The following is a 22,541-nucleotide window of genomic DNA, read 5'->3' as shown; positions in this document are numbered from 1 at the left end:
TGCCGGCCGCCATACTCGGACATGCTCTCGGCCGGAAACCCCTACGTGTTGCCGTCCGTGCTGGTCGCGGCGGGCGCGTACCTCGCCGCGACGCTCCTGACGGACGCCTCGCTGCTGGTCCGGATCGGCCTCCTCGCCGTCCTCGCGGGCGTCGTCCCGATCGTCCTCAACCGCCTCCTCGGCGGCGGCTCGGCGGACGAGTGGCGCGACGACCCGATCGAGGACCCCGGAGACGGCGGCGCCGACGCCGACGAGTCGCGCGAGGCGTGACCCGGCGGCGGTAGCTGTCGGCGGTCGCCGTCGACGGCGGCTGTCAGCAGTCGCTGTCGATCGTAGCTGTCAACCCCAGACATATACGCGATCGGACGTATCTTCCGACGCGCCCTGCGACGGGTTCGCATGGCGGCCGAACCGCCGAGGCCCACTGAGGGCCGCCGGATCGACCGGGTTCGCCGCCGGGGGAATGCGCGCTCCGACTCAGAACCGGTCGGCGCGGCCGGCCGCGGTCCACGGGTCGGTCGGCGCGTCGACGGGCACGCGGACGGACCGATTCTGCAGCCGATCGACCCGACCGGCGAACGACCAGCGCTCGCCCTCCCAGTCCGGCTCGCCGTCCGCGGCGGCGGCCGCGGCGGCGGCGCGCTCGCCGTCTCGGAGGTGGGCCGCGACCGCGGCGGCGATGGCGGCCGCCTCCGCGTCGCCGGCGTCGTCCGGGATTGACAGGCGATCGAGGGCGGCGTCCGCGTCGCCGTCGGTGTCGGCGGACGGCGCGTCGTCGGCGCGGGGGGCGTCGGCCGCCATCAGATCGGGATGTTGCCGTGTTTCTTCTCGGGCGCGTCCGAGCGCTTCCCCTTCAGCATCGTCAGGTCGTCGATCAGCCGCGCGCGGGTCTCCGCGGGCTCGATCACGTCGTCGACGAAGCCGCGGTCGGCGGCGGTGTACGGGTTCGCGAACTCCTCGCGGTACTCGTCGATGAGCTCCTGGCGCCGCGCGTCGGGATCGTCGGCCTCCGCCAGCTCCTCGCGATAGAGGACGTTGACGGCGCCCTTCGGCCCCATCACCGCGATCTCGGCGGTCGGCCACGCGTAGTTCACGTCGCCGCCGATGTGTTTCGACGACATCACGCAGTAGGCCCCGCCGTACGCCTTTCGGGTGATGACGGTGAGGAGCGGGACGGTCGCCTCCGAGAAGGCGTACAGCAGCTTCGCGCCGTGGCGGATGATCCCGTTGTGCTCCTGGTCGGTTCCGGGCATGAATCCGGGCACGTCTTCGAAGGTGAGGATGGGGATGTTGAAGGCGTCACAGAAGCGGACGAACCGCGCGCCCTTCTGGCTCGACTCGATGTCGAGCGTGCCGGCGTTCACCCGGGGGTTGTTGGCGACGACCCCGATCGAGTGGCCGTCGAGGCGGGCGAAGCCGACGACGATGTTCTTCGCGAAGTTCTCTTGGACCTCGAAGAAGGACCCCTCGTCGACGACGCTGCCGACGACCTCCTTCATGTCGTACGGCTTCCGGGGGGCGTTCGGGACGATGTCGGCCAGCTCCTCGTCGGCGCGCTCCGGGTCGTCCCACGGCTCGACGCGGGGCGGGTCCTCGACGTTGTTCGCGGGGAGGTACGAGAGCAGCCGCGCGATGTTATCGAGCGCCTCCTCCTCGCTCTCCTCGGCGAAGTGCGCGACGCCGGAGGTCGAGGTGTGGGTCACCGCGCCGCCGAGCTCCTCGAAGCTCACCTCCTCGCCCGTGACGGTCTCGATGACGTCCGGGCCGGTGATGAACATGTGCGAGGTGTCCTTGACCATGAACGTGAAGTCCGTGATCGCGGGGGAGTACACCGCGCCGCCCGCACACGGGCCCATGATCGCCGAGATCTGCGGGATCACGCCGGACGCCTCCGTGTTGCGCCGGAAGATCTCCGCGAAGCCGCCGAGCGCCCCGACGCCCTCCTGAATCCGGGCGCCCGCGGAGTCGTTGAGGCCGACGACGGGCGCGCCCACGTCCATCGCCTTGTCCATCACCTTGCACACCTTCTCGGCGAACACCTCGCCGAGCGAGCCGCCGAAGACGGTGAAGTCGTGGGCGAAGACGAACGTCTTCCGCCCGTTCACCTCGCCGTACCCCGTGACGACGCCGTCGCCCGGGATCTGCTGTTCCTCCATCCCGAACTTGTGGTTCCGGTGGGTGCGGAATCGGTCGAACTCGTGGAAGGTCCCGTCGTCGAGGAAGTAGTCGATGCGCTCGCGCGCGGTCATTTTGCCCTTCTCGTGTTGGGACTCGATCCGCTCTTCGCCGCCCCCGAGCGCGGCCCGCTCGCGGCGCTCGCGGAGGTCCTCGATGCGGTCGTCCATCGTCACGCCGGACCACCCTGAATCATTACCTCGTGGGTCGGCGAGCGGCATCAAAAGGGTTCCCCTACGCGACGTTCTCGAGTTCGACGCCCGTCGAATCGCCCGGTGGAGGGTCGGTGCGCGAACCGCCCGCACGGCCCCTGTCTCCGGTTCACACCCCGACCGGCGGTTCGACGCTTTTAAACCTCCGATGAACCACTTTCCGGTGAGACAGGCTTCGCCTGTTTCACTGACCCGTAGGAGCGACCTGCGTACTACGGAGGTGAAAATGGCAGACACAATACAAGAGGCCGTAACCCTCGCACTCGACGATGCGCCCGAGCGGAACTTCCGCGAGACCGTGGACATCGCGATCAACCTGCGAGACCTCGACCTCAACGATCCGTCGAACCGAATCGACGAGTCCGTCGTGCTGCCGGCTGGAACGGGGCAGGAGACACAGATCGTCGTCTTCGCGGAGGGCGAAACCGCCGTCCGCGCAGAGGAGGTCGCTGACGAAGTGCTCGACAGCGACGACCTCGAAGACTTAGGAGACGACGACGACCGCGCAAAGGACCTGGCCGACGAGACCGACTTCTTCGTCGCGGAGGCCAACCTGATGCAGGACATCGGTCGGTACCTCGGTACCGTCCTCGGTCCGCGCGGGAAGATGCCTACCCCACTACAGCCGGACGACGACGTCGTCGACACAGTCAACCGGATGAAAAACACCGTGCAGCTCCGGTCGCGAGACCGGCGCACGTTCCACACCCGCGTCGGCGCCGAAGACATGGGCCCCGACGCGATCTCGGACAACATCGACGTCATCATCCGGCGGCTCGAAGCGAGCCTCGAGAAGGGGCCGCTCAACATCGACGGGATCTACGTGAAGACCACGATGGGTCCCGCCAAGGAGGTGCCCGTATGAGCTCGGTCCGCAAGACCGAGACGATCCCGCAGTGGAAACAGGAGGAGGTCGACGAGCTCGTCGACTTCATCGAGTCGTTCAACTCCGTCGGGATCGTCGGCGTCGCCGGCATCCCGAGCCGCCAGCTCCAGGCCATGCGCCGCGAGCTCCACGGCTCCGCGGACGTCCGGATGAGCCGCAACACGCTCACCGTCCGCGCGCTCGAAGAGGTGAACGACGGCGTCGAAGAGCTGACCCAGTACGTCTCGGGTCAGGTCGCGCTCATCGGCACGAACGACAACCCGTTCGGCCTCTTCAAGCAGCTGGAAGCCTCGAAGACCCCCGCCCCGATCAACGCGGGCGAGGTGGCCCCCAACGACGTCGTCATCCCCGAGGGTGACACGGGCGTCGACCCGGGGCCGTTCGTCGGCGAGCTCCAGACCGTCGGCGCGGCCGCGCGCATCCAGGACGGCTCGATCATGGTCACCGAGGACTCGAAGGTCCTCTCCGAGGGCGAGGTCGTCGACGACGACCTCGCGAACGTCCTGACCGAGCTCGGCATCGAGCCGAAGGAAGTCGGGCTCGACCTCAAGGGCGTCTACTCCGACGGCGTCCTGTTCGAGCCGGACGAGCTCGAGATCGACGTCGACGAGTACGAGGCGGACATCCGCTCGGCGGCCGCCGCCGCGCGGAACCTCTCCGTCAACGCCGCGTACCCGACGGCCGCCACCGCCGGCACCCTTCTCGCGAAGGCGTCCGGCGAGGCGAAGTCCGTCGGGCTGTTCGCGGAGATCGAGAGCCCGGACGTCGTGCCCGACCTCATCGGGAAGGCCGACGCCCAGCTCCGCGCGCTCGCGGCTCAGATCGACGACGAGGAGGCGCTCCCCGAGGAGCTGCAGGGCGTCGAAGCCGCCCCGGCTCCGGAGACGGACGACGCCGACGAGGAGGAACAGGCGGAGGAAGAAGACGACTCGGACGACGCTGAGGCGGCCGACGACGACGCCGACGACGACGACGGCGACGACGGCGGCGAGGGTCTCGGCGCGATGTTCGGATAACACCACGAGGACACACCAATGGAATACGTTTACGCTGCGCTCATCCTGAACGAGACTGGCGAAGAGATCAACGAAGAAAACGTCACCGGCGTGCTCGAAGCCGCCGGCGTCGACGTCGAGGAATCCCGCGTCAAGGCGCTCGTCGCCGCGCTGGAGGACGTCGACATCGAGGAGGCCATCGAGACGGCCGCCGCGGCCCCGGCCGCCGGCGCCGCCTCGGGCGGCTCCCCGGACGCCGCGGACGCCGACGAGGCCGACGAGGGCGACGACGAGGACGAAGAGGAGGCCGCCGAGGAAGCGGCGGACGACGACGAGGAAGACGGCGACGGCGGCGAAGGTCTCGGCGAGCTCTTCGGCTAACGCCGGACGAGCGAGACTCCGACCGCGTCGACCGACTCTTCAACGCCGATTTTTATCGAGACCCGCTATCCGGAGTGATAACGCCGTCCGCGAGTTTATATATCGATCTCGGATACGGAGACGTGATGAAGATCGTCGACGGCGACAAGGTCGAGTGCGATCGGTGCGAGTCGGTGTTCCCGATCGGAGACGTCTCGCTGCTCGAGAAGGAGACGAACCGCGACTACGAGCGGGTCCTGTGCGAGGACTGCCTGGGCGCCGTCGGCGTCCCGAAGGGGTACACGCTCCGCCGCGACATCAGTCACTTGGCCGGGTGAGCCGCGACGCGGGGAACCCGTACCTGTCGCAGTCGCCGACGCTCCGCCCCGGGCGGATCGACGCCGCGTACACCGCCTCGACGACGGGCTCGTGGGCCCCGTAGTCGGCGTTCGTGGGGTACTCGGCGATGACTCGCCCCTCGTCGGTCCGGTAGGCGTCGGCCCGTTCTGTCGTGACCTCCACGACGACGAGCCGCTTCCCCGTCTCGCGGTCGCGGACGACCGCGCCCGGGTCGAACGCGTGTCGCTCACAGAGGTGCGCGCCGCCGGCGTCGAACGGGACGAACGTCTCCGCGCCGCAGACCGCGCAGGCGCCGACGCGCTCGTCCGGCGCGGGGACGACCCCCGAGGTCACCTCCATCGCGACGCGGCGGAGGTGCTTACAGCGCGAGCCGCGGATCGCGTGGTCCGGGCAGGTGCATGTGCCGGCGTCGAGCGCGACCACGTAGGTCCCGCCGTCGGTCTCGACGACGTAGCGCCGGTCGCGGAGCGCGCGGACCGTCATCTCCTCTACGGCGGCACGGGCGGATCGGTCATCGTTCCCGTCCTCGCTGCCCGGCGGCGACGGCGGCGACGACGCCGAGGACGGCGATCGCGACGGAGTCGGTTCGGGGGCTGCTGACGCGGGTGTGTTTCGGGTGTGCGTCATAGTTGGCGGCGAGGGGGTCCCTCGCTTCGCGTCGAGATAGGTGCCGAAAACGGATAAGATCGGCGCCAAAACGGACTCAGAACCGGGATTTCGCGGTTGAACCCGCCACACCGACTCTGTTCCGCCGACCGCGGCGCCCTCATCGAAGTCCTTTTTTAGCGGCGACGGAAACTCGCGGACATGGAAATCGACGCGGAGCTCCGTCGGCAGATCGCGGTCTCGCTGTCGGCGGCGGCGGTCTTCGTCGCCGGACTGGTCGGGATCGGGGTTGCGTTCGGCGGTTCCGAGGGGCTCCCGGAGACCGGTGCGATCGCCCTCGTCGCGCTGCTCGCCGGGTTCGTCCTGTTGATGGCGCTCGTCGGCGCGTACCTCATCCGGGCGAACGACGACGACGAGTAGACGGCTACTCGCCTCCGGCGACGACTATTGGCTTTCGGCTTCCGTCGCGTCCGCGTTCTCCTCCCGCCAGTCGGCGATCTCGTCGGCCTCGGTCACGCGCCGCTCGTAGTACGCGAGCGGGTCGGCGGCGACCTGCATGTGGTCCTCCTCGTTGTGACAGATCCCGTAGTTCGCCAGCGTCTCGCACGTCGGCGGCGGGTACTGGCTCCCTCGGTCGTCGCTGAGGTACTCGGTCTGGTACCGGATCCCCTCGGCGTCGAGGCTCGTGTCGGCGCAGAACGCGACCACCTCGTCGGGGCTCATGCCGATCCCGACGAGGAACGCCATCAGCGCGAACGCCTCCGGCGGGGAGAGCTCGGTGCCGCGCTCGGCCTTCTCGATCAGGTTCCGCATGCAGGGCGGGAACAGGTCGGGCGCGACCACGTCGACGGGGCCGGCGTAGGTGCGCTCCGAGAGCAGCCGCTTGAGGTCCGCGACGCCCGACTCGAGCTCCGCGGCGATCCCCTCGCCGGCGGCGAGCTCGAACGGGAGCCCCTCCCGGACCCGGTCCTCGACGGCGGCCTCGAGCGCGTCCAACAGCTCCTCGCGGGAGACGCGCACCTCGCCGTCGGCGAGCGCGCGGTTGACGAGCCGCCACGACTCGCCCCACGAGGGCGACGTGAGCCGGAGGTACGGCCCCACGGCGATCCAGTAGTGCTCGGGGTCGCGGCCGGTCCCGGAGGCGGCGCCGGCCGCGGCCGCACCGCCGGTTCCTCCGCTCCCGCCGGCTCCCGCAGCCGGTCGGGGTGGCTCCGCTCGCACCGCGTCCGCGAGGTCGAACTCCGCGAGCACGTCGTCGAGGGCGACGGTCGGGGTCGACACCGACCGCAGCTCGTCGTCGGTCGCGAGGTCCCCGCGGATCCGGTCGATCGCGGTCGCGGCCTCGGCGGCGGCGTACTTCTCGATGGCGGGCTCGGAGTCTAAAAGCGAGACGAGGATCCGCGCGATCGGGTACGAGAGCAGTTCGGCCTGCGCGTCGTAGGCCGACTCGGCGGGGAACTCGCCGCTCTCGGAGGCGACGGTTCCGTCCATCAGGGCGCGCTCCACGCGCTCGCGGGCGCGCTCGACCGCCGGCGCGTCGGCCGCGACGAGCTCCGGTAGCGACACCGCGGCGTCGGCGACCGCCTCGCGGGCGGCCGCGAAGAACGGGTACTTGGCGTCGAGCGCGTCCATGTCCGGGCCGAGGTAGCAACGGGCGGCGAATAAGCGGTGCGGTCCGCGGCTACAGTCTCCCCCGGAGGTAGTGACCGAGATAGCCGCCGACGATCCCGGACCCGAGGGTGTAGGTGGCCGCGAGACCGACCACCAACAGCGCGACGATCCCGAACTCCGCGGGCGCCCCGGCGATCCCGAGGAAGAACAGCAGGAAGGCCACCACGGCCGCGAACGGCAGCGTCATCACGACGCCGGCGACCGTGCCTGTCTTGAGCGCGTCCGCCGGCCGGCCGCCGCAGAGGTAGCCGGCGACCGCGCCGCCGAGCACGGTGGCGAAGGGAACGAACGACAGGACCGAGCCGGCGATCCCGCCGACGAGCCCGTACACGAGCACGTCGACCAGCTCCGCGGGCGCGTCGTCGCCGGGCGCGAGGAAGTCGTTCGAGGCGGGTTCACTCGTGTCCGTCGCGGGCGCGTCGACGGAGGCGATCCCGTCGTCCGAGGGGGTGTCGTCGGTGGAGGGCGTGTCGTCGGGGACCATCGGCCGATTACTCCTCTTCTTCCGTTTCGTCGCCCGATTCGTCGTCCGGCTCCTCGACGGCGGCGCCGGGCGCGTTCGACTTCACGCTGTTGAGGCCCTGTTTCGCCTTCTGTTTGGAGGCGTACCCCTGTCCGCCGTCGGCGATGACGTTCCCGTTGGCGTGGCGGAGCCGCCAGCGGTACTCGTCCGCCTTGTCGCGGAACAGCTCGAAGGTCGCGTCGCTGCCCCCCTCCTCCGGCGCCTCCTCGTCGCGGGAGACGTCGACGACGTGGGCGCCGGGGGCGTTCCGCTGGACGCTCTCGATGCCGGACTCGGCGTCGCGCTTGTCCGAGTACCCCTCGCCGCCGTCGGCGATGATGTTCCCGTTGTCGTGGACGAGCCGCCAGCGCCAGTCGCCGGCGCTGTCCGCGTACAGTTCGAAGGTCGCCTTGCTCGCGGCGGCCTCGTCGTCGATCTCGCCCTCCGCCTCCGGCCATTCCATCTCGACCTCGAAGTGGACCGTCCCGTCCTCGCGTTCGAGCTCGATCTCGACCTCCTGTTCCGCCGCGGGGTCGACGGTCACGGTGCCGGCGTCGTCGACCGGGACCGGTTCCCCGCGCCCGAGTGCCCGCGCGATGCGCCGGAAGTAGGTTGCGAGCGCCTGTCGGCTCCGAGATTTCCGCGACTCGTGAACGGTTTCTTCGGGCATGCGGGACCTACGTCACGGCGAGCGCACAAAACGCTATGGCCGGTTTGCAACTGATCGGTGAACGGCTGAGCGGATCTGTACTAGTAGGTCTGCGGTGGTCGTTCGAGGATCTCGAAAATCTCTCTCGCCCGATACTCCTTGTTCCGTGCTTTCCCGGTAACTTCTTCGAGAACGCCGTCTTCCTCTAGGGCGGCAATTGCGCGAGACGCCGTCGAGTGGTCGACGTCGAACGATTTTGCGACGGTCTTGGTCGTCAGGTAGGGCCGTTCGAAGAGCTTGCAGGCGAGCCGATTTTTCGTGTAGGCGACACCACCGTACTCGTTCTCGTACCGCCGTCGAAGCTCGTCGAGCGCGAGCGTGCGCGTGACGGATTCCTCGGCCTGTTTGGCGATCCCCTCGACGAAAAACGCGAGCCACGCCTCCCACTCGCCGTCCGTCCGTACCGCCGTCATCCGGTCGACGTAGGTCGGCTTGTTCCGGTTGAAGTACTCGCTCAGGTAGAGGTTCGGGCGTTGCAGGTAGCCGTGATCGTACAGGTGCAGCGTGATCAGGAGGCGTCCGAGCCGACCGTTTCCGTCGCCGTAGGGGTGGATCGTCTCGAACTGGTAGTGAAAGAGCGCGATATCGATGAGGGGATGATACCGCCCCCCCGTCCGGTAGTACGTCATCAGCGCGTCCATGAGTCCATCGACGACGCCCGGTACTGGGGGAAGGAAGTCCCCGAGGTGGTTCGGGCGCGTCTTGTACTCTCCGACGGTCTCGGTGTCGACGCGGTCGTCGGGGACCCCACTGAGAAGCGTCTCGTGGAGCGCGTGTAGCAGGTCGACGCTGAGCGATTCGCCGTCGTCTATCGCTCGAATACCGTCCTCGACGGCTCGCTCGTAGTTCAGCACCTCACGCGTGTCCTTCGTGGTCTTCGACGACGAGCGGGACGCGAGCGCGTTGGCGTCTACCGAATCGTCGAGAGCGCGTGTTTCGAGACTGTAGAGGGCGTTGTAGTCGATATCTGCCCCCTCGATCTCGGCGGATTCCATCGCTTCCTTCCGCAAGAGAGACGTGTAGAGGAGGGGCGGGAAGTCGAGTTCGCGACTGATCCCGCTGAGCTGGCCCAGCCAGAACGTGGCGTCCGCGAGCGTCTCGTAGAACCGATCGGTGAGATCCAGCTCCCGTGACGGCGGAAGCGGCTCGGGCTTGTAGTAGGAGTCACGCCCGTACGAGACGAGCGTTCCGGGGGCCGTATCTCCTAAATCACGCTCCCTCATGCATCCGAGCGCACATCGGTCGGATTATGGATGAATCTATCGCTCTCATATGCAATCAACGCGTATCAGAGAACGCTGAGCTGGTATTCGAGTAGTATATATTCAATCACTCTGTGGCTCAACCCCGGGTGGAGTATGACTGAGATCACGGAGAGTTCGAACTCATTCACTTCGCTCGCTCCGTTCCCTGGTTCGAATCCGCCCTCAAACAGGTATGTCGCTGCCGCTCGCGGGTTGCTCGCGACAGCGACAGTGGGCTCGGGCGGGTTCGAACTCGATGGCGAGACTCGCTTCGCTCGTCTCGCGTAGTTCGAACCGCGCCCGCCACACCTGCGGCTCGCGGATTGCTCGCCGCAGGAAGTGGGCTCGGGCGGGTTCGAACCGCCGATCTCAGCCTTGTAAAGGCCGCGTCATAACCAGCTAGACCACGAGCCCTCACCGGTTCAAACCCGCTCGGAGCGGAAAACGGTTTCTTTCTGCGGTCCGAGGATCGACCGTGAACCGCCGTCTCCTCGCGATCGCCGGCGCCTCCGCCGCCATCGCCCTCCTCCTCGTCGCCGCGATCGCGGCGAACCCGACTCTCCTAATCGCGGGCTACGACACCGTGACCGTCGAGGCGGTCGACGGCGAGACGGGCGAGTCGCTCGCGGTCGTGGAGGCGCGCGTCGCCGACGGCCTCGCGAAGCAGTACGTCGGCCTCTCCGAGACCGACGAGCTCGCGGCCGACGAGGGGATGCTGTTCGTCCACGACGAGACGGCCGAGCGCGGGTACGTGATGCGGGGAATGTCGTTCGGACTCGACATCGTCTTCGTCGCGCCGAACGGCACCGTCACCGAGGTCCACGAGGCGGCGCCCGAGTCGCGCCCGTACACCCGCTATTCGGGAACCGGCCGATACGTCCTCGAAGTGCCGCGGGGGTGGAGCGAGCGCAACGGCGTCGGCCCGGGCGACCGGCTCCGCTTCGAACTCGACTGAGATCGCGCCCGCCGCTTCGCGACGAAACCGATTTGCCACTCGCGGGCGTCGACCGACGTATGACCGGTCTCCCCCGCCGGATCGCGTGGAACGTCCGCCACCGCTGGCGGCGGATGTTCGCGCTCCTCGTCGTCGGCGCCGGCGTCGCGGCCCCGCTCGTCACCGGGCTCTGGTGGTCGCTGCCGCTCGTCTGGTTCTTCGGGCTGTTCGTGGCGCTGCCCGTTCTCCACACGCTGACGAAGCCGCTGCCGGACGATGGCGACGAGGGCGGCGACGCGGACGCCCCCGACGACCCCGCCCTCCGCGCGCTCCGCGAGCGCTACGCCCGCGGCGAGATCGACGAGCGCGAGTTCGAGCGCAAGCTCGACCGCCTGCTGGAGACGGAAGACGCCGAGACCGCCGACCGCGGCGACGCCGACGACATCGCCGAGCGCGTCCGCGACGGGCTCCGACGCGAAGTCGAGCGGGTCCGCGAGTGAGCGCGACGTGCCCGGGCGTGGACCCTCTGCGAGCGCTCCGACTGCGGGCGATCCGACCCGCGACCGTCATCGTTTTGCGCGGCGCCGGCGAGAGGATCTGACGTGTTCCTCGACGCGCTCCGGTACCCGCTCGCGGACCGAACGCGGCTCGACGGCACCGCGAAGTGCCTCGCCACCCTCCTGCTGTGCGGGGCGCTGGTCCGGTTCGCGGCGCGCCTCTGGCCCGACTGGTCGCTGGCCGCGCCGCTCGCGCTCGCCGTCGTCCCCCTCCTCGCGTGGCTCGGCCTCCTCGGGGGCGTCCTCGCGGGCGACGGGTTCCCGCCGCTGGCGACGGGTTCCACGGCCCGGATCGCCGGCCGGCTGTTCGGCGTCGCCGCCGTCTACCTCCTCCCCGCGGGCGTCACCGTGGTCGCCGCCGGCTACGTCGTCGCGAGCGGGACGGTCCCGGACGCGCTCGGCGGCGTGACCCTCGCGACCCTCGCGACCGCCGCGCTGCTCGTCACGGTCGCCTGCGGCTACCTCTTCCCGGCGGCGGCCGTCGTGAGCGTTCGGGAGGGGCTCCGCGCCGGCCTCCGGCGGGACGCCCTCCGCGGCACGGCGTCGAGCACGTACTTCCTCGCGTGGGTCGGCGCGACCGTGCTCGTCGTCGTCGCGTGGAGCGCGCTCGCGGCGACGGCCGCGCGGAGCGTCGCCGCGCTCCTCGCGCTCGGCTGGTGCGCCTACGCCCACGTCGCCGCCGCGGCGCTCCTCGCCGAGGGGGTCGATCGGACCGCCTACTGGTGAGGCGGCTCGGAAAAAGCGACGAACTCGGGTCCGCGTCCGGTCAGGCGAGGTCGACCTGGTCGGCGGCGTCCTCCATCGACCGGTTGTGGAGCGCCTCGCCCGTGGCCCGGTCGAAGAGGTGGATCGCGTCTTCCGGAATCCGCGCGACCACCGAGTCACCCTCGCTGACGCGCGTGAACCCGTCGATCGTCGCGACGAGCGTCTCCGCGGACTCGGGGTCTGCGTCGGGGTCGAAGTGGAGGTACACCGTGTTCTCGTCGCCCATCGGCTCGACGACGTCGACGGTCATCTCGAACTCGTGCGCGTCGCTCTTCCCCTCGACGAGCTCGACCGCCTCGGGCCGGATCCCGAAGACGAGGTCGGTCGTCTCCCCGAGGTCCGACCGCACGTCGTCGCCGACGGGGTACTCGAAGACGTCGCCGACCAGCCGGTCGCCGTCGAGCCTCACGTCGAAGAAGTTCATCGAGGGCTCGCCGAGGAAGCTCGCGACGAACTGGTTGGCCGGCTCATGGTAACACTTCAGCGGCTCGGCGATCTGCTGTAGCTCGCCCCCGTCGAGGATGGCGATCCGGTCGCCCATCGTCATCGCCTCGGTCTGGTCGTGGGTGACGTACACCGTCGTGACGCCGAGGTCGTCCTGAAGCCGCTGGAGCTCCGTGCGCATCTCTGCGCGGAGCTTCGCGTCGAGGTTGCTGAGCGGCTCGTCCATCAGGAACACCTCGGGGTCGCGGACGATCGCGCGGCCGAGCGCGACGCGCTGCTGTTGGCCCCCGGAGAGGTCCTTCGGCTTCCGGTTCAGGAGCTCACCGATGTCGAGCAGCTCTCCCGTCTCCGTGACCATCCGGGCGATCTCGTCGTCCGGGAGGTCGGTCGACTCCTCGAGTCCGAACGACATGTTCTCCCGAACGCTCATGTGCGGGTAGAGCGCGTACGACTGGAACACCATTGCGATGTCCCGGTCCTGGGACTTCACGTCGTTGACGACCCGGTCGTCGATGCTGAGCGTGCCATCGGTGATCGTCTCCAAGCCGGCGATCATCCGCAGCGTCGTGGACTTTCCACAGCCCGACGGACCGACGACGACGAGGAACTCCCCGTCGTCGATCGACATCGAGATGTCGTCGACGGCGACGACCTCCTCGTCGCCGTCCTGAAACGTCTTCGTTACCGAATCGAGTTCAAGCGTTGCCATGTCTTTGAGTTGTGGTCGCTGTCGAGTAGTCGTTTGCGCGTCGCGCCGACTCCCGTCTCGGGGCGTCGGCGGCCCCGCCCGGGATCCGCGTGCGGACCACGGTGTCGTCGCACACCGTCCGCGTGCGGACCGCGGTGTCGTCGCACGCCATCCGCATGCGCGTACGGGTCACGCCGCCACCCCCTCGGCGAATTCGTCGCCGAAGAGGATGTACACCGCGAGCGTCGGGAGCGCCGCGAAGAACGCCCCGGCCATCCGGAGCGCGAAGTCTTGCCCCTCCATCGAGGTCCCGAGCCCGGCGAGGATCAGCACGACCGGGGCCGCGGGGCTCGACTCCGTCGAGACGATCACCAGCGTGAACAGCAGGTCGTTCCAGATCTGCGTGAACTGGTAGATGAGCACCACGGCGAACATCGGCCCGGAAAGCGGCAGGACGATCCGCCGGTAGACGCGGCGCAGCGACGCGCCGTCGAGGCGGGCCGACTCCATCATCTCGTCGCTCATCGTCTTGTAGTACGTCCGGAACAGGAGCGTACAGATCGGGATCCCGTAGGCGACGTGGGTGATCACGAGCTCCACGATCCCGACGTAGTCGTCGTCGATCCCGAGCGCCCAGACGAACGAGAGCGCGTCGCCGAGCTGGACCCACTGCGACCAGAACTGGGTCAGCGGAACCAGCACCGCCTGGTACGGGATGAAGATCCCCGCGATGATGAGCGCGAGCACCAGCGCCTTGTACGACGCCTTCCAGTTCGGAATCGTCAGTCCGTACGCCGTGACGCTCCCGATGAGCGCCGAGATGATCGTCGCCGGCACGGCGTACAGGAGGCTGTTCCCCATGCCGCGCAGCAGGGCGTCGATCGCCGTCCGCCACTTCTCGAACGTGAACCCGGACGCTCCCGGCGGAGCGAACGGGGCCGTCTCGATGATGGCGGTGCCGGTCTTGAACGAGGTGACCAGTCCCGACTCGATGGGGACGAGGTAAAACCCCGCGGCCAAGACCAACACGACGTACAGCGCGAGGTCTTCGACAGTCAGCCGATCGAGAGTCCGACGGATTCCCGTCGCTCTCGCCGTCGCGCCGCTTCCGTCGGTTCGGAGTTCGTCGTCGGTCATAGGTTGTTCCTCCGGTATTCGTAGACGAGGTAGGGGCCGATGACCGCGAGCGCCATCCCGAAGAGGACGATCGCGATGGCCGCGCCGTACGCCCACTGCGAGTTGGAGTACGCCTCGCGGACCATCTTCGTCGCGAGGATGTCGGCGCCGTTCGGCGGCCGGTACCCCCCCACGAGCGAGTAGAGGAAGTCGAAGGCCTTCATGCCGAACACCATCAGCACCACGGCGGCGCTGATCGTCGCGCCCTTCAGCTGCGGAATGATCACGCGCCAGTACATCTTCAGTGTCGACGCGCCGTCGACCTTGGCCGCCTCGTAGTGCTCGTCCGGAATCGCGCGGAGCCCGGCGAGGTACACGACCATCGCGTACCCCGAGAACTGCCACATCAGTGCGAAGATGACGGCGTAGAGGACGACGGCCTGGTTACCGAGCCAGCTCACCGGTCCGAGGCCGAACACGCCGATGACGCTGTTGGCGATCCCGTTGTTGTAGTTGTAGATCCACAGCCAGAACTGCGCGGTCACGACGAACGAGAGGCTCATCGGCAGGAGGTAGATCGTCCGGAACGTGTTCTCGAACCGGATCCCCCTGTCGATGAGGATCGCGAGCACGAGGCCGACCGCGAGCGTCCCCGCCGTGAACGCGATCAACAGGATGAGCGTGTTGACTGCGGCGTCGATGAAGCCGGAGTCCGCGAGCGCACGCGTGTACATCTCGAAGTCGAGGTCCGAGTAGTCCGGTGCGTTCGCGAACCCCTGGTAGTCGGTCAGCGAGATGAGGAGGTTCCAGATGACCGCGCCGTAGACGAACAGCCCCATCAGCAGGAACGGCGGGAGCCAGAATATCGACGACTCGGCGAAGTCGCTCCCGAAGCGGTCGTCGACCGCGGCGCTGAGCCGCGCTATCGGTCCCGGATCGTCACCCGAGCCGGCGTTCGCCGCAGCGCCGTCGCTCACGACGCCGCCGTCGGTGCGAGGCTCGTCTCCGTCGCCCGAGGTCGGGCTGATCGCGCGGTGCAATCGTCGGTAAAAATCGAGCATCTGGTGGACTTAGTTCGACACCGCGTCCAGGAACCCGGACGTCGCCGCGTCGACGTTGTACGGCCCGGTGAACTCCGAGGAGATGACCTCGTTGAGCGCCGTCATCGTCTGCGAGGTGACGCCGAGTCCGTGCTGGAGGTTCGGCGGGCGGTACTCCGCGTTCGCGAAGTCCTCGGCCGTCTCCTGGAGGTACGGACCGAACTCGTCCATGCTCACGTCCGTCCGCGTCGGGATCGACCCCTTGTACTGGTTGAACGCGATCTGGGCCTCCTCGCTGCCGGCGAACGCCGACCAGGTCTTCGAGGCCTCGGGCGTCGGGTTGTCCGCCGGGTAGAGGAACGAGTCGAAGTGCAGGGTGTACATCCCCTCCGTCCCGGGGAACGTCTTGAAGCCCCAGTCGTCCTCGTAGTCGAAGTCCTCCGCGTTCCGGAAGGCGCCCGCCGCCCAGTTACCCTGGTGGATGAAGGCGGCCTCGCCGTTGATGATCTTCTGGTTCGACTGCGTCAGGTTGAGCGAGGCGGCGTCGTCGCTGATGTGGTTCTCCAGCATCTCGGCGGTCCGATCGAACGCCGCGCGGACGGCCTCCTCGTCGCCGTCGCCTTCGAGGAAGTCCATGTACGGCTGATAGCCGTTCTCGCCGAGCATCACGGCGGCCCACAGCTGCGTCGTCGTCCACGTCCCCGACATCGCGTGGGTCATCGGGACCGCGTCGGTCTCGTTCGAGACCGTCTCGAAGGCGTCGATGAGCGCCGCGGGGCTGTCCAGCGACTCGACGTCGATTCCGGCGTCCTCGACGACGGAGACGTTGTAGAACAGGCAGTTCAGTCGGTGCGATCCGAGCGGAACGGCGCGGTAGCTCCCGCCCTGCTGGTGGAGGTCGATGGCCTCCTCGACCATCGCGTCTTCGAACCCGTTCTCCTCCCAGACGTCGTCGACGCTGCCGAGGGCGCCCTCGTAGCGCTGGAGGTTCGGGCCCGGCCAGCCGGCGAACGCGCCCGGCGGGTCGTTGCTCTGGAGCCGGTTTGCCACGACGGCGTCGAGGTTCTCGTTGCCGCCGCCGCCGATGGGGTTCATGTCGAGGTCGGTGTCGGGATGCGCCTCGTTGAACGCCTCCTCCAGCGCCTCGGCCGCCGTGGCGCCGTCGCCGCCGGTCCAGCCGTGCAGCACCTCGACGGGGCCGGCCGCCCCGCCGTCGCTTCCGTCGGAGCCGTCACTGCCGTCGGAGCCGTCACTGCCGTCCGAACCGTCGCTGCCGTCGCTTCCGTCGCCGCCGTCGCCGCCGGCACAGCCGGCGATTCCCACGGTTGCGAGGGTACCGGCGCCGGCCACGTAGTGGCGGCGCGTGAGACGGTCAGCGTCGGATCGACTGTCTTGTGACATGTACAATGCTTATGGTTACTCCCGGTACTTAACGATTGATGTTCGTTTACTCCGATTGTTAATAATGTCTCCACATCGATATGCGCGGCCGCTGTTATCGGTGTACCGAACCGGTGTTCGACTCGGCGGGCGGACCGACCGATTCTTGAGCGCGTGGCCCGGAAGACGCGGTATGGAGGGACCGCTGTGGATCGACGCGCACGCTCCGGCGCTCGACGAGATCCGTCAGGACGAGGCGCGCGAGCGGCTGGAGCGCGCGGTCGACGAGCCGATGAACCTCGTCGTTCAGGGACCGCCCGGCGTCGGGAAGACGGCGGCCACGCGGGCGCTGACCCGGGCCGCCCACGAGAACCCCGACGCCGATCTGATCGAGATCAACGTCGCCGACTTCTTCGGCCGGACGAAAAAGGAGATCCGGACCGACCCCCGCTTCGAGGGGTTCCTGCAGGGACGCAGCCGGATGGCGAAACGCGACATGATAAACCGGGTGCTGAAGGAGTCGGCGTCGTACGCGCCGATGTCCGGCGAGTACAAGACGGTCCTCCTAGACAACGCCGAGGCGATCCGCGAGGACTTCCAGCAGGCGCTCCGGCGGGTGATGGAACAGCACCACCGCACCACGCAGTTCGTGATCGCCACCCGCCAGCCGTCGAAGCTCATCGCGCCGATCCGCTCGCGGTGTTTCCCGGTCCGCGTGCGCGCGCCGACGACCGACGAGGCGATCGACGTGCTCGAAACGATCTGCGAGCGCGAGGGCGTCGACTACGACGGCGACGGGCTGGAGTTCGTCGCCAGCGCGGCCGGCGGCGACCTCAGGGAGGCGATCCTCTCGGCGCAGGCCACCGCGGTCGAGGGCGGCGAGATCACCATGTCGACCGCCTACGAGACGCTCGGCGAGGTCGGCGACGACGACGCGATCCGGGAGGCGCTCGCCGACGCCCGCGCTGGCGACCTGAAGGACGCGCGCTCGACCCTCGACGACCTGCTCGACGAGGGCGGGTACGACGGCGGGGAACTGCTCCGGGAGACCCTGCGGGTCGCCCGCGCCGGCTCCGAGTACGGCGGCGACGAGCTCGCGCGGCTCCACGTCCTCGCCGGCGAGGCCGACCTCGACCTGGTCGACGGGCTCGACGACCGGACCCACCTCGTCCACCTGCTCGCGGCGTGGGCGGCGGGGCGAACCGAGCTCCGCCCCGACCTCCGGGAGCCCGCGGAGGCCTGACGATGGGACGGAACCCCCCGCTCTCGGCGGTGCTCCCGTTCGACGTCGTCGACGAGGCGTGGCGGCTGGCGCTCGCGCCCGCGCTCCTCGGGGCCGCGACGCTCCCGCTCCTGCCGCCGGTCGGCGTCGGCCTGCTCGCGCTCGCGCTCGGCGTCCTCTGGTTCCACCGCGACCCCGACCGCTCGACGCCCGACGCGGAGGGCGTCGTCGTCGCCCCCGCGGACGGCACCGTGAGCGTCGTGCGCGAGGAGGGCGAGCGCCTCCGCGTCGGCGTGTTCATGAACGTCACCGACGTGCATGTGAACCGCGCGCCGCTCGCGGGCGAGGTCCGCGAGGTGCGCCACCGTCCCGGCGCGAACCGGCCCGCGTTCGACAAGGAGTCCGACCGCAACGAGCAGGTCGCGATCGACTTCGGCGAGTACGAGCTGCTGGTCATCGCCGGCTGGTTCGCCCGCCGGATCCACCCCTCGGTCGAGCCCGGCGACGCCGTCGACCGCGGCGAGCGCGTCGGCCACGTCTCGTTCGGCTCGCGGGCGGACGTCATCCTGCCCGCCGACATCGACGAGGGCGACCTCCTCGTGAGCGAGGGCGACGCGGTGCGTGCCGGCGAGACGATCGTCGCGGAGCGCGACTGAACTTCGTCGCCAAACGCGACTGAACTCGCGGAGCCGGCTCTTCTCGGTCTTCGATCGGCCGCCTCAGACCCCCAGCGCCTCGGCCAGCTCGTGGATCGACTCGACCGTGCGGTCCGGGTCGCCAGCGAACGGCTCCCACGGCGTCCCCTTCCTGTCGAGGCGGACCGCCTGCATCCCCGCGTGCGACGCGCCCAGCACGTCGAACCAGCCCGCGGTGACGTGGACGATCCGGTCGATCGGCGTCCCCGTCCGGGCGGCGCCGTGGCGGTACAGCTCGGCCGCCGGCTTGAACGTCTCCACCTCGTCGGCGCTTATCGTGTCCGCGACGAGATTCTCGATCCCGGCGTGTTCGACCATCGAGTCGAGCATCTCCGGGTTCCCGTTCGAGAGCACGTACGGCTCGTACCCGCCCTCGCGCAGGCGCTCGATCCCCGACCGCACGTCGTCGAACACCTCGAGCTCGTGGTACACCGCGAGGATCTCGTCGCGCTCTTCGGTCGACAGGTCGACGTTGTGGGCCGCCAGCGCGTACGTCAGCGCGTCGCGGTTCATCTCGTAGAAGGGCTGGTAGGCGTCGATCGCGTTCGCGACGAACGTGTACGCCAGCGACCGCGACCGCCAGAGCCGCGACACCGGCTCCGGGTCGGGGACGCGGTCGGCGAGCGCCGCCTCGGCCGCCTCCACGTCGACGAGGGTGCTGTACGAGTCGAAGGTGACGGTCCGAACGCGGTCCGGGTCGAGTGGCATTCGGTCGCCCCTTCGGCGGCCCGCGTTATCATACCCCGCGGTTCGTTCGTCCGGAGCATCTTCCCTCTCCCGACGGGCGGGCTACAGGACGAACGGCCCCTGCTGGCGGATCGGCTCCCCGTGCGGTCGACCGGAGACGGCGACGAAGCGGAGCCCCGGTTCCCCGTCGCTCTCGACCGTCACGTCCCGCGCGTCCGCGTTCGGGAGCACGTCGCCCGCGGCGAACTCGCGGGTGGCGCCGGCCTCTGCCTCGGAATCGACGTCGGCGCCCGCGTCGGCGTCTCTGACCGTTCCGCTCCCCTCGACGCCGTAGAGGAACCCGGACCACTCGTCGGGGACTTCCCACGTCCACGCGTCGGTGACGCGGACGTCGAGGTACTCCATCGGGGTGTACAGCTCGATCGGCGACCCCTCGCCCACGACGGTGGTGACGGTCGCGCCGTCGCGCTCGGTCGTGGGGAGCTCCTCGGTGCCCGCGTCGACGTAGTCCGGGTCCGCCTCCTTCTCCTCCCGCGGGAGGTTCACCCACAGCTGGAGCCCGTTGCAGGCCTCGCCGTCGGCGGGGAACTCGGAGTGGCGGATGCCGCTCCCGGTCGTGATCCGCATCGCCTCGTCCTCGCGGGCGGTGTGCTCGACGCCGAGCGAGTCGGCGTGGTCCATCCCCCCCTCGATCATGTACGAGACGATCTCGAACCCCTTGTGCGGGTGCATCGGGAATCCCTTGTCCGGGTCGATGTAGAACCGCTCGAACAGCACGAACGGGTCGAGGTTGTCGGGGTGGGCGTTCGTCGGGAACGCGCGGTCGGAGTTCACGCCCGTCCCGTGTCGGACCGTCTCGCCCGAGAGCGGCTCGACGCCGCCCGCGGTCGTCTCGTCTGGTGTCATACACGATCTGACGAGTTTGGCACGCATAAGCTCCGCGCCGCCGGAAGACAAAAACAGTCAGATTTCAATCATTTATAAATCAAAAATCTCTAAGTAGGCGTTTGAAGGCTAATTTAGGGATAAACAGATCAGACAGATTAGTTACTGAAATGCGTTACAGAGAACGTTCTTACCCGTGGCACGCATGGGATGGAATGTAGACATGAGCTACGAATTAGATCCGCTGCCGTACGAGTACGACGCGTTAGAGCCGCACATTTCCGAGCAGGTGCTCGAATGGCACCACGACACCCATCATCAGGGGTACGTGAACGGGTGGAACGCGGCCGAGGAGACGCTCGAGGAGAACCGCGAAGCGGGCGACTTCTCGTCGTCGGGCGGGGCCATCCGCAACGTGACGCACAACTCGTCGGGGCACATCCTCCACGATTTGTTCTGGCAGAACATGTCGGCCGAGGGCGGCGACGAGCCTGAGGGCGACCTCGCGGCTCGGATCGAGGAGGACTTCGGTTCCTACGAGGCGTGGAAGGGCGAGTTCGAGGCGGCGGCCTCGGCGGCCGGCGGCTGGGCGCTCTTAGTGTACGACACGTTCTCGAACCAGCTTCGGAACGTCGTGGTGGACAAGCACGACCAGGGCGCGATCTGGGGCGGTCACCCGATCCTGGCGCTGGACGTGTGGGAGCACTCCTACTACCACGACTACGGTCCGGCCCGCGGCGAGTTCGTCGACAACTTCTTCGAGGTCGTCGACTGGGACGAACCGTCGAGCCGCTACGAGCAGGCCGTCGAGCTGTTCGAGTAACGCTCCACACCTGACGCGCTCCGCGCGTCGAAATCCCGAATTTTCCGAATTTCCCGAATTTTTCGCACCCTGACCCAAGAGCGTCAGGCCTCGCCGAGGTCGCGGAACATCGCGCGGTAGTCGTCGGACGACAGCGACTCGCCGAGCTCGTCGATGTCGGCGTCGAGCGTTTCGAGCCGTTCGACGAGCTCGGCGTACGCCTCGTTCCCCTCGCGCTGGGCCGCCGGCTTCTGGGCGTTGAGCACCGCGCGCTTGCTTGCCAGCGCCGCGGCCTCCTGAATCAGGTCGTCGTACTCGCTGCGGGTCAACAGCGTGTCGATCGCCGCCAGCAGCTTCGTCCGGCTGACGGGCTTCGTGAGATACAGATCGAACCCCATATCGATGATGTCGAAGTCGGGCTCGACGGCGGTGACCATCGCGACGCGGCAGTCGTAGCCGGCCTCGCGGATGTGATCGAGCACGTCGTCGCCGCTCCCGTCGGGGAGGCGTCGGTCGAGCAACACCACGTCGACCGCGCCGTCGACTCGGTCGATCGCTTCGGCGGCGGTCTCGGCGAGGTCGACGTCGTATCGCTCTTCGAGGAAGCCGGCGTACAGCGCGGCGATGTCGGGCTCGTCTTCGACGACGAGGACCGATGGCTCGCTCACCGCCGATCACCGCCGGAAACGACGGGGGACGCTTCACCGGGCATACAGGAAGGGGCGGTGTGTCGAGGAATAAACCTGTCGGCGTCCGTGCGGTCGGTCCGTCGGATCGTCTTTTATATACTCCGGTCGCCAAGGAAGGGACGAATGTCAGAACTCGTCTCCACCGGGGTCGAGGGGCTCGACTCCATCCTCACGGGCGGAATCACGGAGCGATCGACGGTCCTCGTCTCCGGGAACCCCGGCACCGGAAAGAGCATCTTCGGAATTCAGTATCTCCACCACGGCGTCGCCGAACACGACGAGCGCGGCGTGTACGTCTCCTTCGAGGAGGACGAAGCGGACATCCGCGGCGCCGCCGAGTCGATCGGGCTGGAGGGGTTCGGCGACTACGTCGACAGCGGCGACATCGTCATCCTCGACAAACGCGAGATGCTGCGCGAGACCGACTTCTCGACGGCGGTCGACAAGCTCCTCGACACGATCGAGGACGGGGACTTCGACCGGCTGGTGCTCGACTCGCTCTCGATGTTCCAGCTCTTCTTCGACGCCGAACAGGAGAAGCGGACGTACCTGCTGAAGTTCTCGGACATCCTCAAGGCGAACGGGCTCACCTCCCTGCTCATCAACGAGCAGGGCGCGGTGTTTCCCGACACCGAGGTCGGACTGGAGAACTTCCTCACCGACGGGAACATCTACTTCATCCAGACGCCGACCGATTCCGGCGTCAACCGCTACGTCTGGGTGGCGAAGATGCGGAAACAGGACATCGACACCGACATCTTCCCGATGGAGATCGGCGAGGGCGGGATCACCGTCCACGAGCGGGCCGGCGGGTTCTCGATGATGGGCCGGTCCGACGAGCCCTCGTTCTGAGTTCGGACGAGAGACGGAGAAGGCGACGCGGGGACGAACGCGTTATTGCGGGGACGAATACGGGT

Annotated in this window: 27 protein-coding genes and 1 tRNA gene; 13 read left to right on the top strand and 15 right to left on the bottom strand. The window is 68.4% G+C overall.

The window, feature by feature from the left end:
- Window positions 1-21: 21 nt before the first annotated feature.
- Window positions 22-270: a hypothetical protein gene (locus CK500_RS08985; protein ID WP_095636896.1), complete on the top strand. Its 249-nt coding sequence runs from the start codon at window positions 22-24 to the stop codon at window positions 268-270.
- A 207-nt stretch (window positions 271-477) separates the two neighbouring features.
- Here the strand turns inward: CK500_RS08985 and CK500_RS08980 are convergent, their stop codons facing one another.
- Both CK500_RS08980 and CK500_RS08975 read right to left on the bottom strand, forming a co-directional pair.
- Window positions 478-801: a hypothetical protein gene (locus tag CK500_RS08980; protein ID WP_095636895.1), complete on the bottom strand. Its 324-nt coding sequence runs from the start codon at window positions 799-801 to the stop codon at window positions 478-480.
- A complete protein-coding gene (locus CK500_RS08975; RefSeq protein ID WP_095636894.1) occupies window positions 801-2,345 on the bottom strand; it encodes an acyl-CoA carboxylase subunit beta in 1,545 nt (514 codons plus the stop codon). The genes CK500_RS08980 and CK500_RS08975 overlap by 1 nt, the downstream gene beginning before the upstream one ends.
- 268 nt (window positions 2,346-2,613) lie before the next feature.
- On the opposite strand from CK500_RS08975, the gene CK500_RS08970 reads away from it, so the two are divergent.
- The 4 genes from CK500_RS08970 (at window position 2,614) to CK500_RS08955 (ending at window position 4,966) form a co-directional block, all read left to right on the top strand.
- A complete protein-coding gene (locus CK500_RS08970) occupies window positions 2,614-3,252 on the top strand; it encodes a 50S ribosomal protein L1 (protein WP_095636893.1) in 639 nt (212 codons plus the stop codon).
- Window positions 3,249-4,289 (top strand): 50S ribosomal protein L10, encoded by a 1,041-nt coding sequence (locus tag CK500_RS08965; RefSeq protein ID WP_095636892.1) that lies wholly within the window; start codon window positions 3,249-3,251, stop codon window positions 4,287-4,289. Before CK500_RS08970 ends, CK500_RS08965 begins: the two co-directional genes overlap by 4 nt.
- An 18-nt stretch (window positions 4,290-4,307) precedes the next feature.
- Entirely contained in the window at window positions 4,308-4,649 is a 342-nt protein-coding gene (rpl12p, locus tag CK500_RS08960; RefSeq protein ID WP_095636891.1) for a 50S ribosomal protein P1, read from the top strand.
- A 125-nt stretch (window positions 4,650-4,774) separates the two neighbouring features.
- Window positions 4,775-4,966 carry a hypothetical protein gene (locus CK500_RS08955; RefSeq protein ID WP_095636890.1) on the top strand — a complete coding sequence of 64 codons (192 nt, stop codon included), beginning with the start codon at window positions 4,775-4,777 and terminating at the stop codon, window positions 4,964-4,966.
- Here the strand turns inward: CK500_RS08955 and CK500_RS08950 are convergent.
- Complete coding sequence (locus CK500_RS08950) at window positions 4,947-5,471, bottom strand: SWIM zinc finger family protein (RefSeq protein WP_095636889.1); 525 nt, start codon at window positions 5,469-5,471, stop codon at window positions 4,947-4,949. The genes CK500_RS08955 and CK500_RS08950 overlap by 20 nt on opposite strands.
- A 324-nt stretch (window positions 5,472-5,795) precedes the next feature.
- Here CK500_RS08950 and CK500_RS08945 point away from each other — a divergent pair, with 324 nt between their 5' ends.
- Window positions 5,796-6,014, top strand: a complete 219-nt coding sequence (locus CK500_RS08945) for a DUF7472 family protein (protein ID WP_095636888.1) — start codon at window positions 5,796-5,798, stop codon at window positions 6,012-6,014.
- 24 nt (window positions 6,015-6,038) lie between these two features.
- Here the strand turns inward: CK500_RS08945 and CK500_RS08940 are convergent, their stop codons facing one another.
- The 5 genes from CK500_RS08940 to CK500_RS08920 form a co-directional block, all read right to left on the bottom strand.
- The gene (locus CK500_RS08940; RefSeq protein WP_095636887.1) at window positions 6,039-7,226 is read right to left on the bottom strand and encodes a DNA primase; all 1,188 of its coding nucleotides are present in this window, start codon (window positions 7,224-7,226) and stop codon (window positions 6,039-6,041) included.
- Window positions 7,227-7,275: 49 nt separating this feature from the next.
- Complete coding sequence (locus tag CK500_RS08935; RefSeq protein ID WP_095636886.1) at window positions 7,276-7,749, bottom strand: DUF5518 domain-containing protein; 474 nt, start codon at window positions 7,747-7,749, stop codon at window positions 7,276-7,278.
- A 7-nt stretch (window positions 7,750-7,756) separates the two neighbouring features.
- Window positions 7,757-8,437 carry an HVO_2922 family protein gene (locus tag CK500_RS08930; RefSeq protein WP_095636885.1) on the bottom strand — a complete coding sequence of 227 codons (681 nt, stop codon included), beginning with the start codon at window positions 8,435-8,437 and terminating at the stop codon, window positions 7,757-7,759.
- 80 nt (window positions 8,438-8,517) lie between these two features.
- Window positions 8,518-9,699, bottom strand: a complete 1,182-nt coding sequence (locus CK500_RS08925; RefSeq protein WP_095636884.1) for a Fic family protein — start codon at window positions 9,697-9,699, stop codon at window positions 8,518-8,520.
- Window positions 9,700-10,060: 361 nt separating this feature from the next.
- Window positions 10,061-10,134: transfer RNA gene (locus CK500_RS08920), tRNA-Val, on the bottom strand.
- A 61-nt stretch (window positions 10,135-10,195) separates the two neighbouring features.
- On the opposite strand from CK500_RS08920, the gene CK500_RS08915 reads away from it, so the two are divergent.
- From CK500_RS08915 to CK500_RS08905, 3 genes are all read left to right on the top strand, one after another.
- Entirely contained in the window at window positions 10,196-10,675 is a 480-nt protein-coding gene (locus tag CK500_RS08915) for a DUF192 domain-containing protein (RefSeq protein ID WP_095636883.1), read from the top strand.
- A 59-nt stretch (window positions 10,676-10,734) separates the two neighbouring features.
- Entirely contained in the window at window positions 10,735-11,154 is a 420-nt protein-coding gene (locus CK500_RS08910) for an SHOCT domain-containing protein (RefSeq protein ID WP_095636882.1), read from the top strand.
- Between the two features lie 102 nt (window positions 11,155-11,256).
- Window positions 11,257-11,937 (top strand): hypothetical protein, encoded by a 681-nt coding sequence (locus CK500_RS08905; RefSeq protein WP_095636881.1) that lies wholly within the window; start codon window positions 11,257-11,259, stop codon window positions 11,935-11,937.
- A 40-nt stretch (window positions 11,938-11,977) separates the two neighbouring features.
- Here the strand turns inward: CK500_RS08905 and CK500_RS08900 are convergent, their stop codons facing one another.
- From CK500_RS08900 to CK500_RS08885, 4 genes are all read right to left on the bottom strand, one after another.
- Window positions 11,978-13,129 (bottom strand): ABC transporter ATP-binding protein, encoded by a 1,152-nt coding sequence (locus CK500_RS08900; RefSeq protein WP_095636880.1) that lies wholly within the window; start codon window positions 13,127-13,129, stop codon window positions 11,978-11,980.
- 168 nt (window positions 13,130-13,297) lie between these two features.
- Window positions 13,298-14,245, bottom strand: coding sequence for a carbohydrate ABC transporter permease (locus CK500_RS08895; protein WP_095636879.1), 948 nt, complete (start codon window positions 14,243-14,245; stop codon window positions 13,298-13,300).
- Window positions 14,242-15,264 (bottom strand): carbohydrate ABC transporter permease, encoded by a 1,023-nt coding sequence (locus tag CK500_RS08890; protein ID WP_394338252.1) that lies wholly within the window; start codon window positions 15,262-15,264, stop codon window positions 14,242-14,244. The genes CK500_RS08895 and CK500_RS08890 overlap by 4 nt, the downstream gene beginning before the upstream one ends.
- 30 nt (window positions 15,265-15,294) lie before the next feature.
- Entirely contained in the window at window positions 15,295-16,452 is a 1,158-nt protein-coding gene (locus CK500_RS08885; RefSeq protein WP_233139050.1) for an ABC transporter substrate-binding protein, read from the bottom strand.
- A gap of 385 nt (window positions 16,453-16,837) precedes the next feature.
- Here CK500_RS08885 and CK500_RS08880 point away from each other — a divergent pair, with 385 nt between their 5' ends.
- The gene (locus CK500_RS08880) at window positions 16,838-17,887 is read left to right on the top strand and encodes an AAA family ATPase (protein ID WP_095636876.1); all 1,050 of its coding nucleotides are present in this window, start codon (window positions 16,838-16,840) and stop codon (window positions 17,885-17,887) included.
- Window positions 17,888-17,889: 2 nt separating this feature from the next.
- Window positions 17,890-18,522 (top strand): protein sorting system archaetidylserine decarboxylase, encoded by a 633-nt coding sequence (locus CK500_RS08875; RefSeq protein WP_095636875.1) that lies wholly within the window; start codon window positions 17,890-17,892, stop codon window positions 18,520-18,522.
- Between the two features lie 63 nt (window positions 18,523-18,585).
- Here CK500_RS08875 and CK500_RS08870 read toward each other — a convergent pair whose 3' ends face one another.
- Window positions 18,586-19,269 carry a haloacid dehalogenase type II gene (locus CK500_RS08870; RefSeq protein WP_095636874.1) on the bottom strand — a complete coding sequence of 228 codons (684 nt, stop codon included), beginning with the start codon at window positions 19,267-19,269 and terminating at the stop codon, window positions 18,586-18,588.
- A gap of 81 nt (window positions 19,270-19,350) precedes the next feature.
- On the bottom strand, window positions 19,351-20,154 hold the full coding sequence (locus CK500_RS08865) for a pirin family protein (protein WP_095636873.1): 804 nt from the start codon (window positions 20,152-20,154) through the stop codon (window positions 19,351-19,353).
- A 202-nt stretch (window positions 20,155-20,356) separates the two neighbouring features.
- Between CK500_RS08865 and sod the strand changes: the two genes are divergently transcribed.
- The gene (gene sod / locus CK500_RS08860; RefSeq protein ID WP_095636872.1) at window positions 20,357-20,956 is read left to right on the top strand and encodes a superoxide dismutase; all 600 of its coding nucleotides are present in this window, start codon (window positions 20,357-20,359) and stop codon (window positions 20,954-20,956) included.
- Between the two features lie 83 nt (window positions 20,957-21,039).
- Here the strand turns inward: sod and CK500_RS08855 are convergent, their stop codons facing one another.
- Window positions 21,040-21,603: a response regulator transcription factor gene (locus CK500_RS08855; protein WP_095636871.1), complete on the bottom strand. Its 564-nt coding sequence runs from the start codon at window positions 21,601-21,603 to the stop codon at window positions 21,040-21,042.
- A 144-nt stretch (window positions 21,604-21,747) separates the two neighbouring features.
- Between CK500_RS08855 and CK500_RS08850 the strand changes: the two genes are divergently transcribed.
- Window positions 21,748-22,476, top strand: a complete 729-nt coding sequence (locus CK500_RS08850) for an RAD55 family ATPase (RefSeq protein WP_095636870.1) — start codon at window positions 21,748-21,750, stop codon at window positions 22,474-22,476.
- Window positions 22,477-22,541 lie beyond the last annotated feature (65 nt).

The organism is Halorubrum salipaludis, assembly GCF_002286985.1.
GTDB lineage: Archaea > Halobacteriota > Halobacteria > Halobacteriales > Haloferacaceae > Halorubrum > Halorubrum salipaludis.
The sequence above is the reverse complement of the archived record's forward strand: the minus strand, read 5'-3'. Positions and strand labels throughout refer to the sequence as shown.

What these genes read in the sequence shown, in the direction of transcription:
- rpl12p (WP_095636891.1), top strand. Translation starts at nt 4,308, where the DNA reads ATGGAATACGTTTACGCTGCGCTCATCCTGAACGAGACTGGCGAAGAG.
- CK500_RS08980 (WP_095636895.1), bottom strand. Translation starts at nt 801, where the DNA reads ATGGCGGCCGACGCCCCCCGCGCCGACGACGCGCCGTCCGCCGACACC.
- CK500_RS08950 (WP_095636889.1), bottom strand. Translation starts at nt 5,471, where the DNA reads ATGACGGTCCGCGCGCTCCGCGACCGGCGCTACGTCGTCGAGACCGAC.
- CK500_RS08925 (WP_095636884.1), bottom strand. Translation starts at nt 9,699, where the DNA reads ATGAGGGAGCGTGATTTAGGAGATACGGCCCCCGGAACGCTCGTCTCG.
- CK500_RS08930 (WP_095636885.1), bottom strand. Translation starts at nt 8,437, where the DNA reads ATGCCCGAAGAAACCGTTCACGAGTCGCGGAAATCTCGGAGCCGACAG.
- CK500_RS08955 (WP_095636890.1), top strand. Translation starts at nt 4,775, where the DNA reads ATGAAGATCGTCGACGGCGACAAGGTCGAGTGCGATCGGTGCGAGTCG.
- CK500_RS08975 (WP_095636894.1), bottom strand. Translation starts at nt 2,345, where the DNA reads ATGGACGACCGCATCGAGGACCTCCGCGAGCGCCGCGAGCGGGCCGCG.
- CK500_RS08910 (WP_095636882.1), top strand. Translation starts at nt 10,735, where the DNA reads ATGACCGGTCTCCCCCGCCGGATCGCGTGGAACGTCCGCCACCGCTGG.
- CK500_RS08970 (WP_095636893.1), top strand. Translation starts at nt 2,614, where the DNA reads ATGGCAGACACAATACAAGAGGCCGTAACCCTCGCACTCGACGATGCG.
- CK500_RS08965 (WP_095636892.1), top strand. Translation starts at nt 3,249, where the DNA reads ATGAGCTCGGTCCGCAAGACCGAGACGATCCCGCAGTGGAAACAGGAG.
- CK500_RS08865 (WP_095636873.1), bottom strand. Translation starts at nt 20,154, where the DNA reads ATGACACCAGACGAGACGACCGCGGGCGGCGTCGAGCCGCTCTCGGGC.
- CK500_RS08880 (WP_095636876.1), top strand. Translation starts at nt 16,838, where the DNA reads ATGGAGGGACCGCTGTGGATCGACGCGCACGCTCCGGCGCTCGACGAG.
- CK500_RS08870 (WP_095636874.1), bottom strand. Translation starts at nt 19,269, where the DNA reads ATGCCACTCGACCCGGACCGCGTTCGGACCGTCACCTTCGACTCGTAC.
- CK500_RS08850 (WP_095636870.1), top strand. Translation starts at nt 21,748, where the DNA reads ATGTCAGAACTCGTCTCCACCGGGGTCGAGGGGCTCGACTCCATCCTC.
- CK500_RS08875 (WP_095636875.1), top strand. Translation starts at nt 17,890, where the DNA reads ATGGGACGGAACCCCCCGCTCTCGGCGGTGCTCCCGTTCGACGTCGTC.
- CK500_RS08900 (WP_095636880.1), bottom strand. Translation starts at nt 13,129, where the DNA reads ATGGCAACGCTTGAACTCGATTCGGTAACGAAGACGTTTCAGGACGGC.
- CK500_RS08895 (WP_095636879.1), bottom strand. Translation starts at nt 14,245, where the DNA reads ATGACCGACGACGAACTCCGAACCGACGGAAGCGGCGCGACGGCGAGA.
- CK500_RS08985 (WP_095636896.1), top strand. Translation starts at nt 22, where the DNA reads ATGCTCTCGGCCGGAAACCCCTACGTGTTGCCGTCCGTGCTGGTCGCG.
- CK500_RS08935 (WP_095636886.1), bottom strand. Translation starts at nt 7,749, where the DNA reads ATGGTCCCCGACGACACGCCCTCCACCGACGACACCCCCTCGGACGAC.
- CK500_RS08945 (WP_095636888.1), top strand. Translation starts at nt 5,796, where the DNA reads ATGGAAATCGACGCGGAGCTCCGTCGGCAGATCGCGGTCTCGCTGTCG.
- sod (WP_095636872.1), top strand. Translation starts at nt 20,357, where the DNA reads ATGAGCTACGAATTAGATCCGCTGCCGTACGAGTACGACGCGTTAGAG.
- CK500_RS08940 (WP_095636887.1), bottom strand. Translation starts at nt 7,226, where the DNA reads ATGGACGCGCTCGACGCCAAGTACCCGTTCTTCGCGGCCGCCCGCGAG.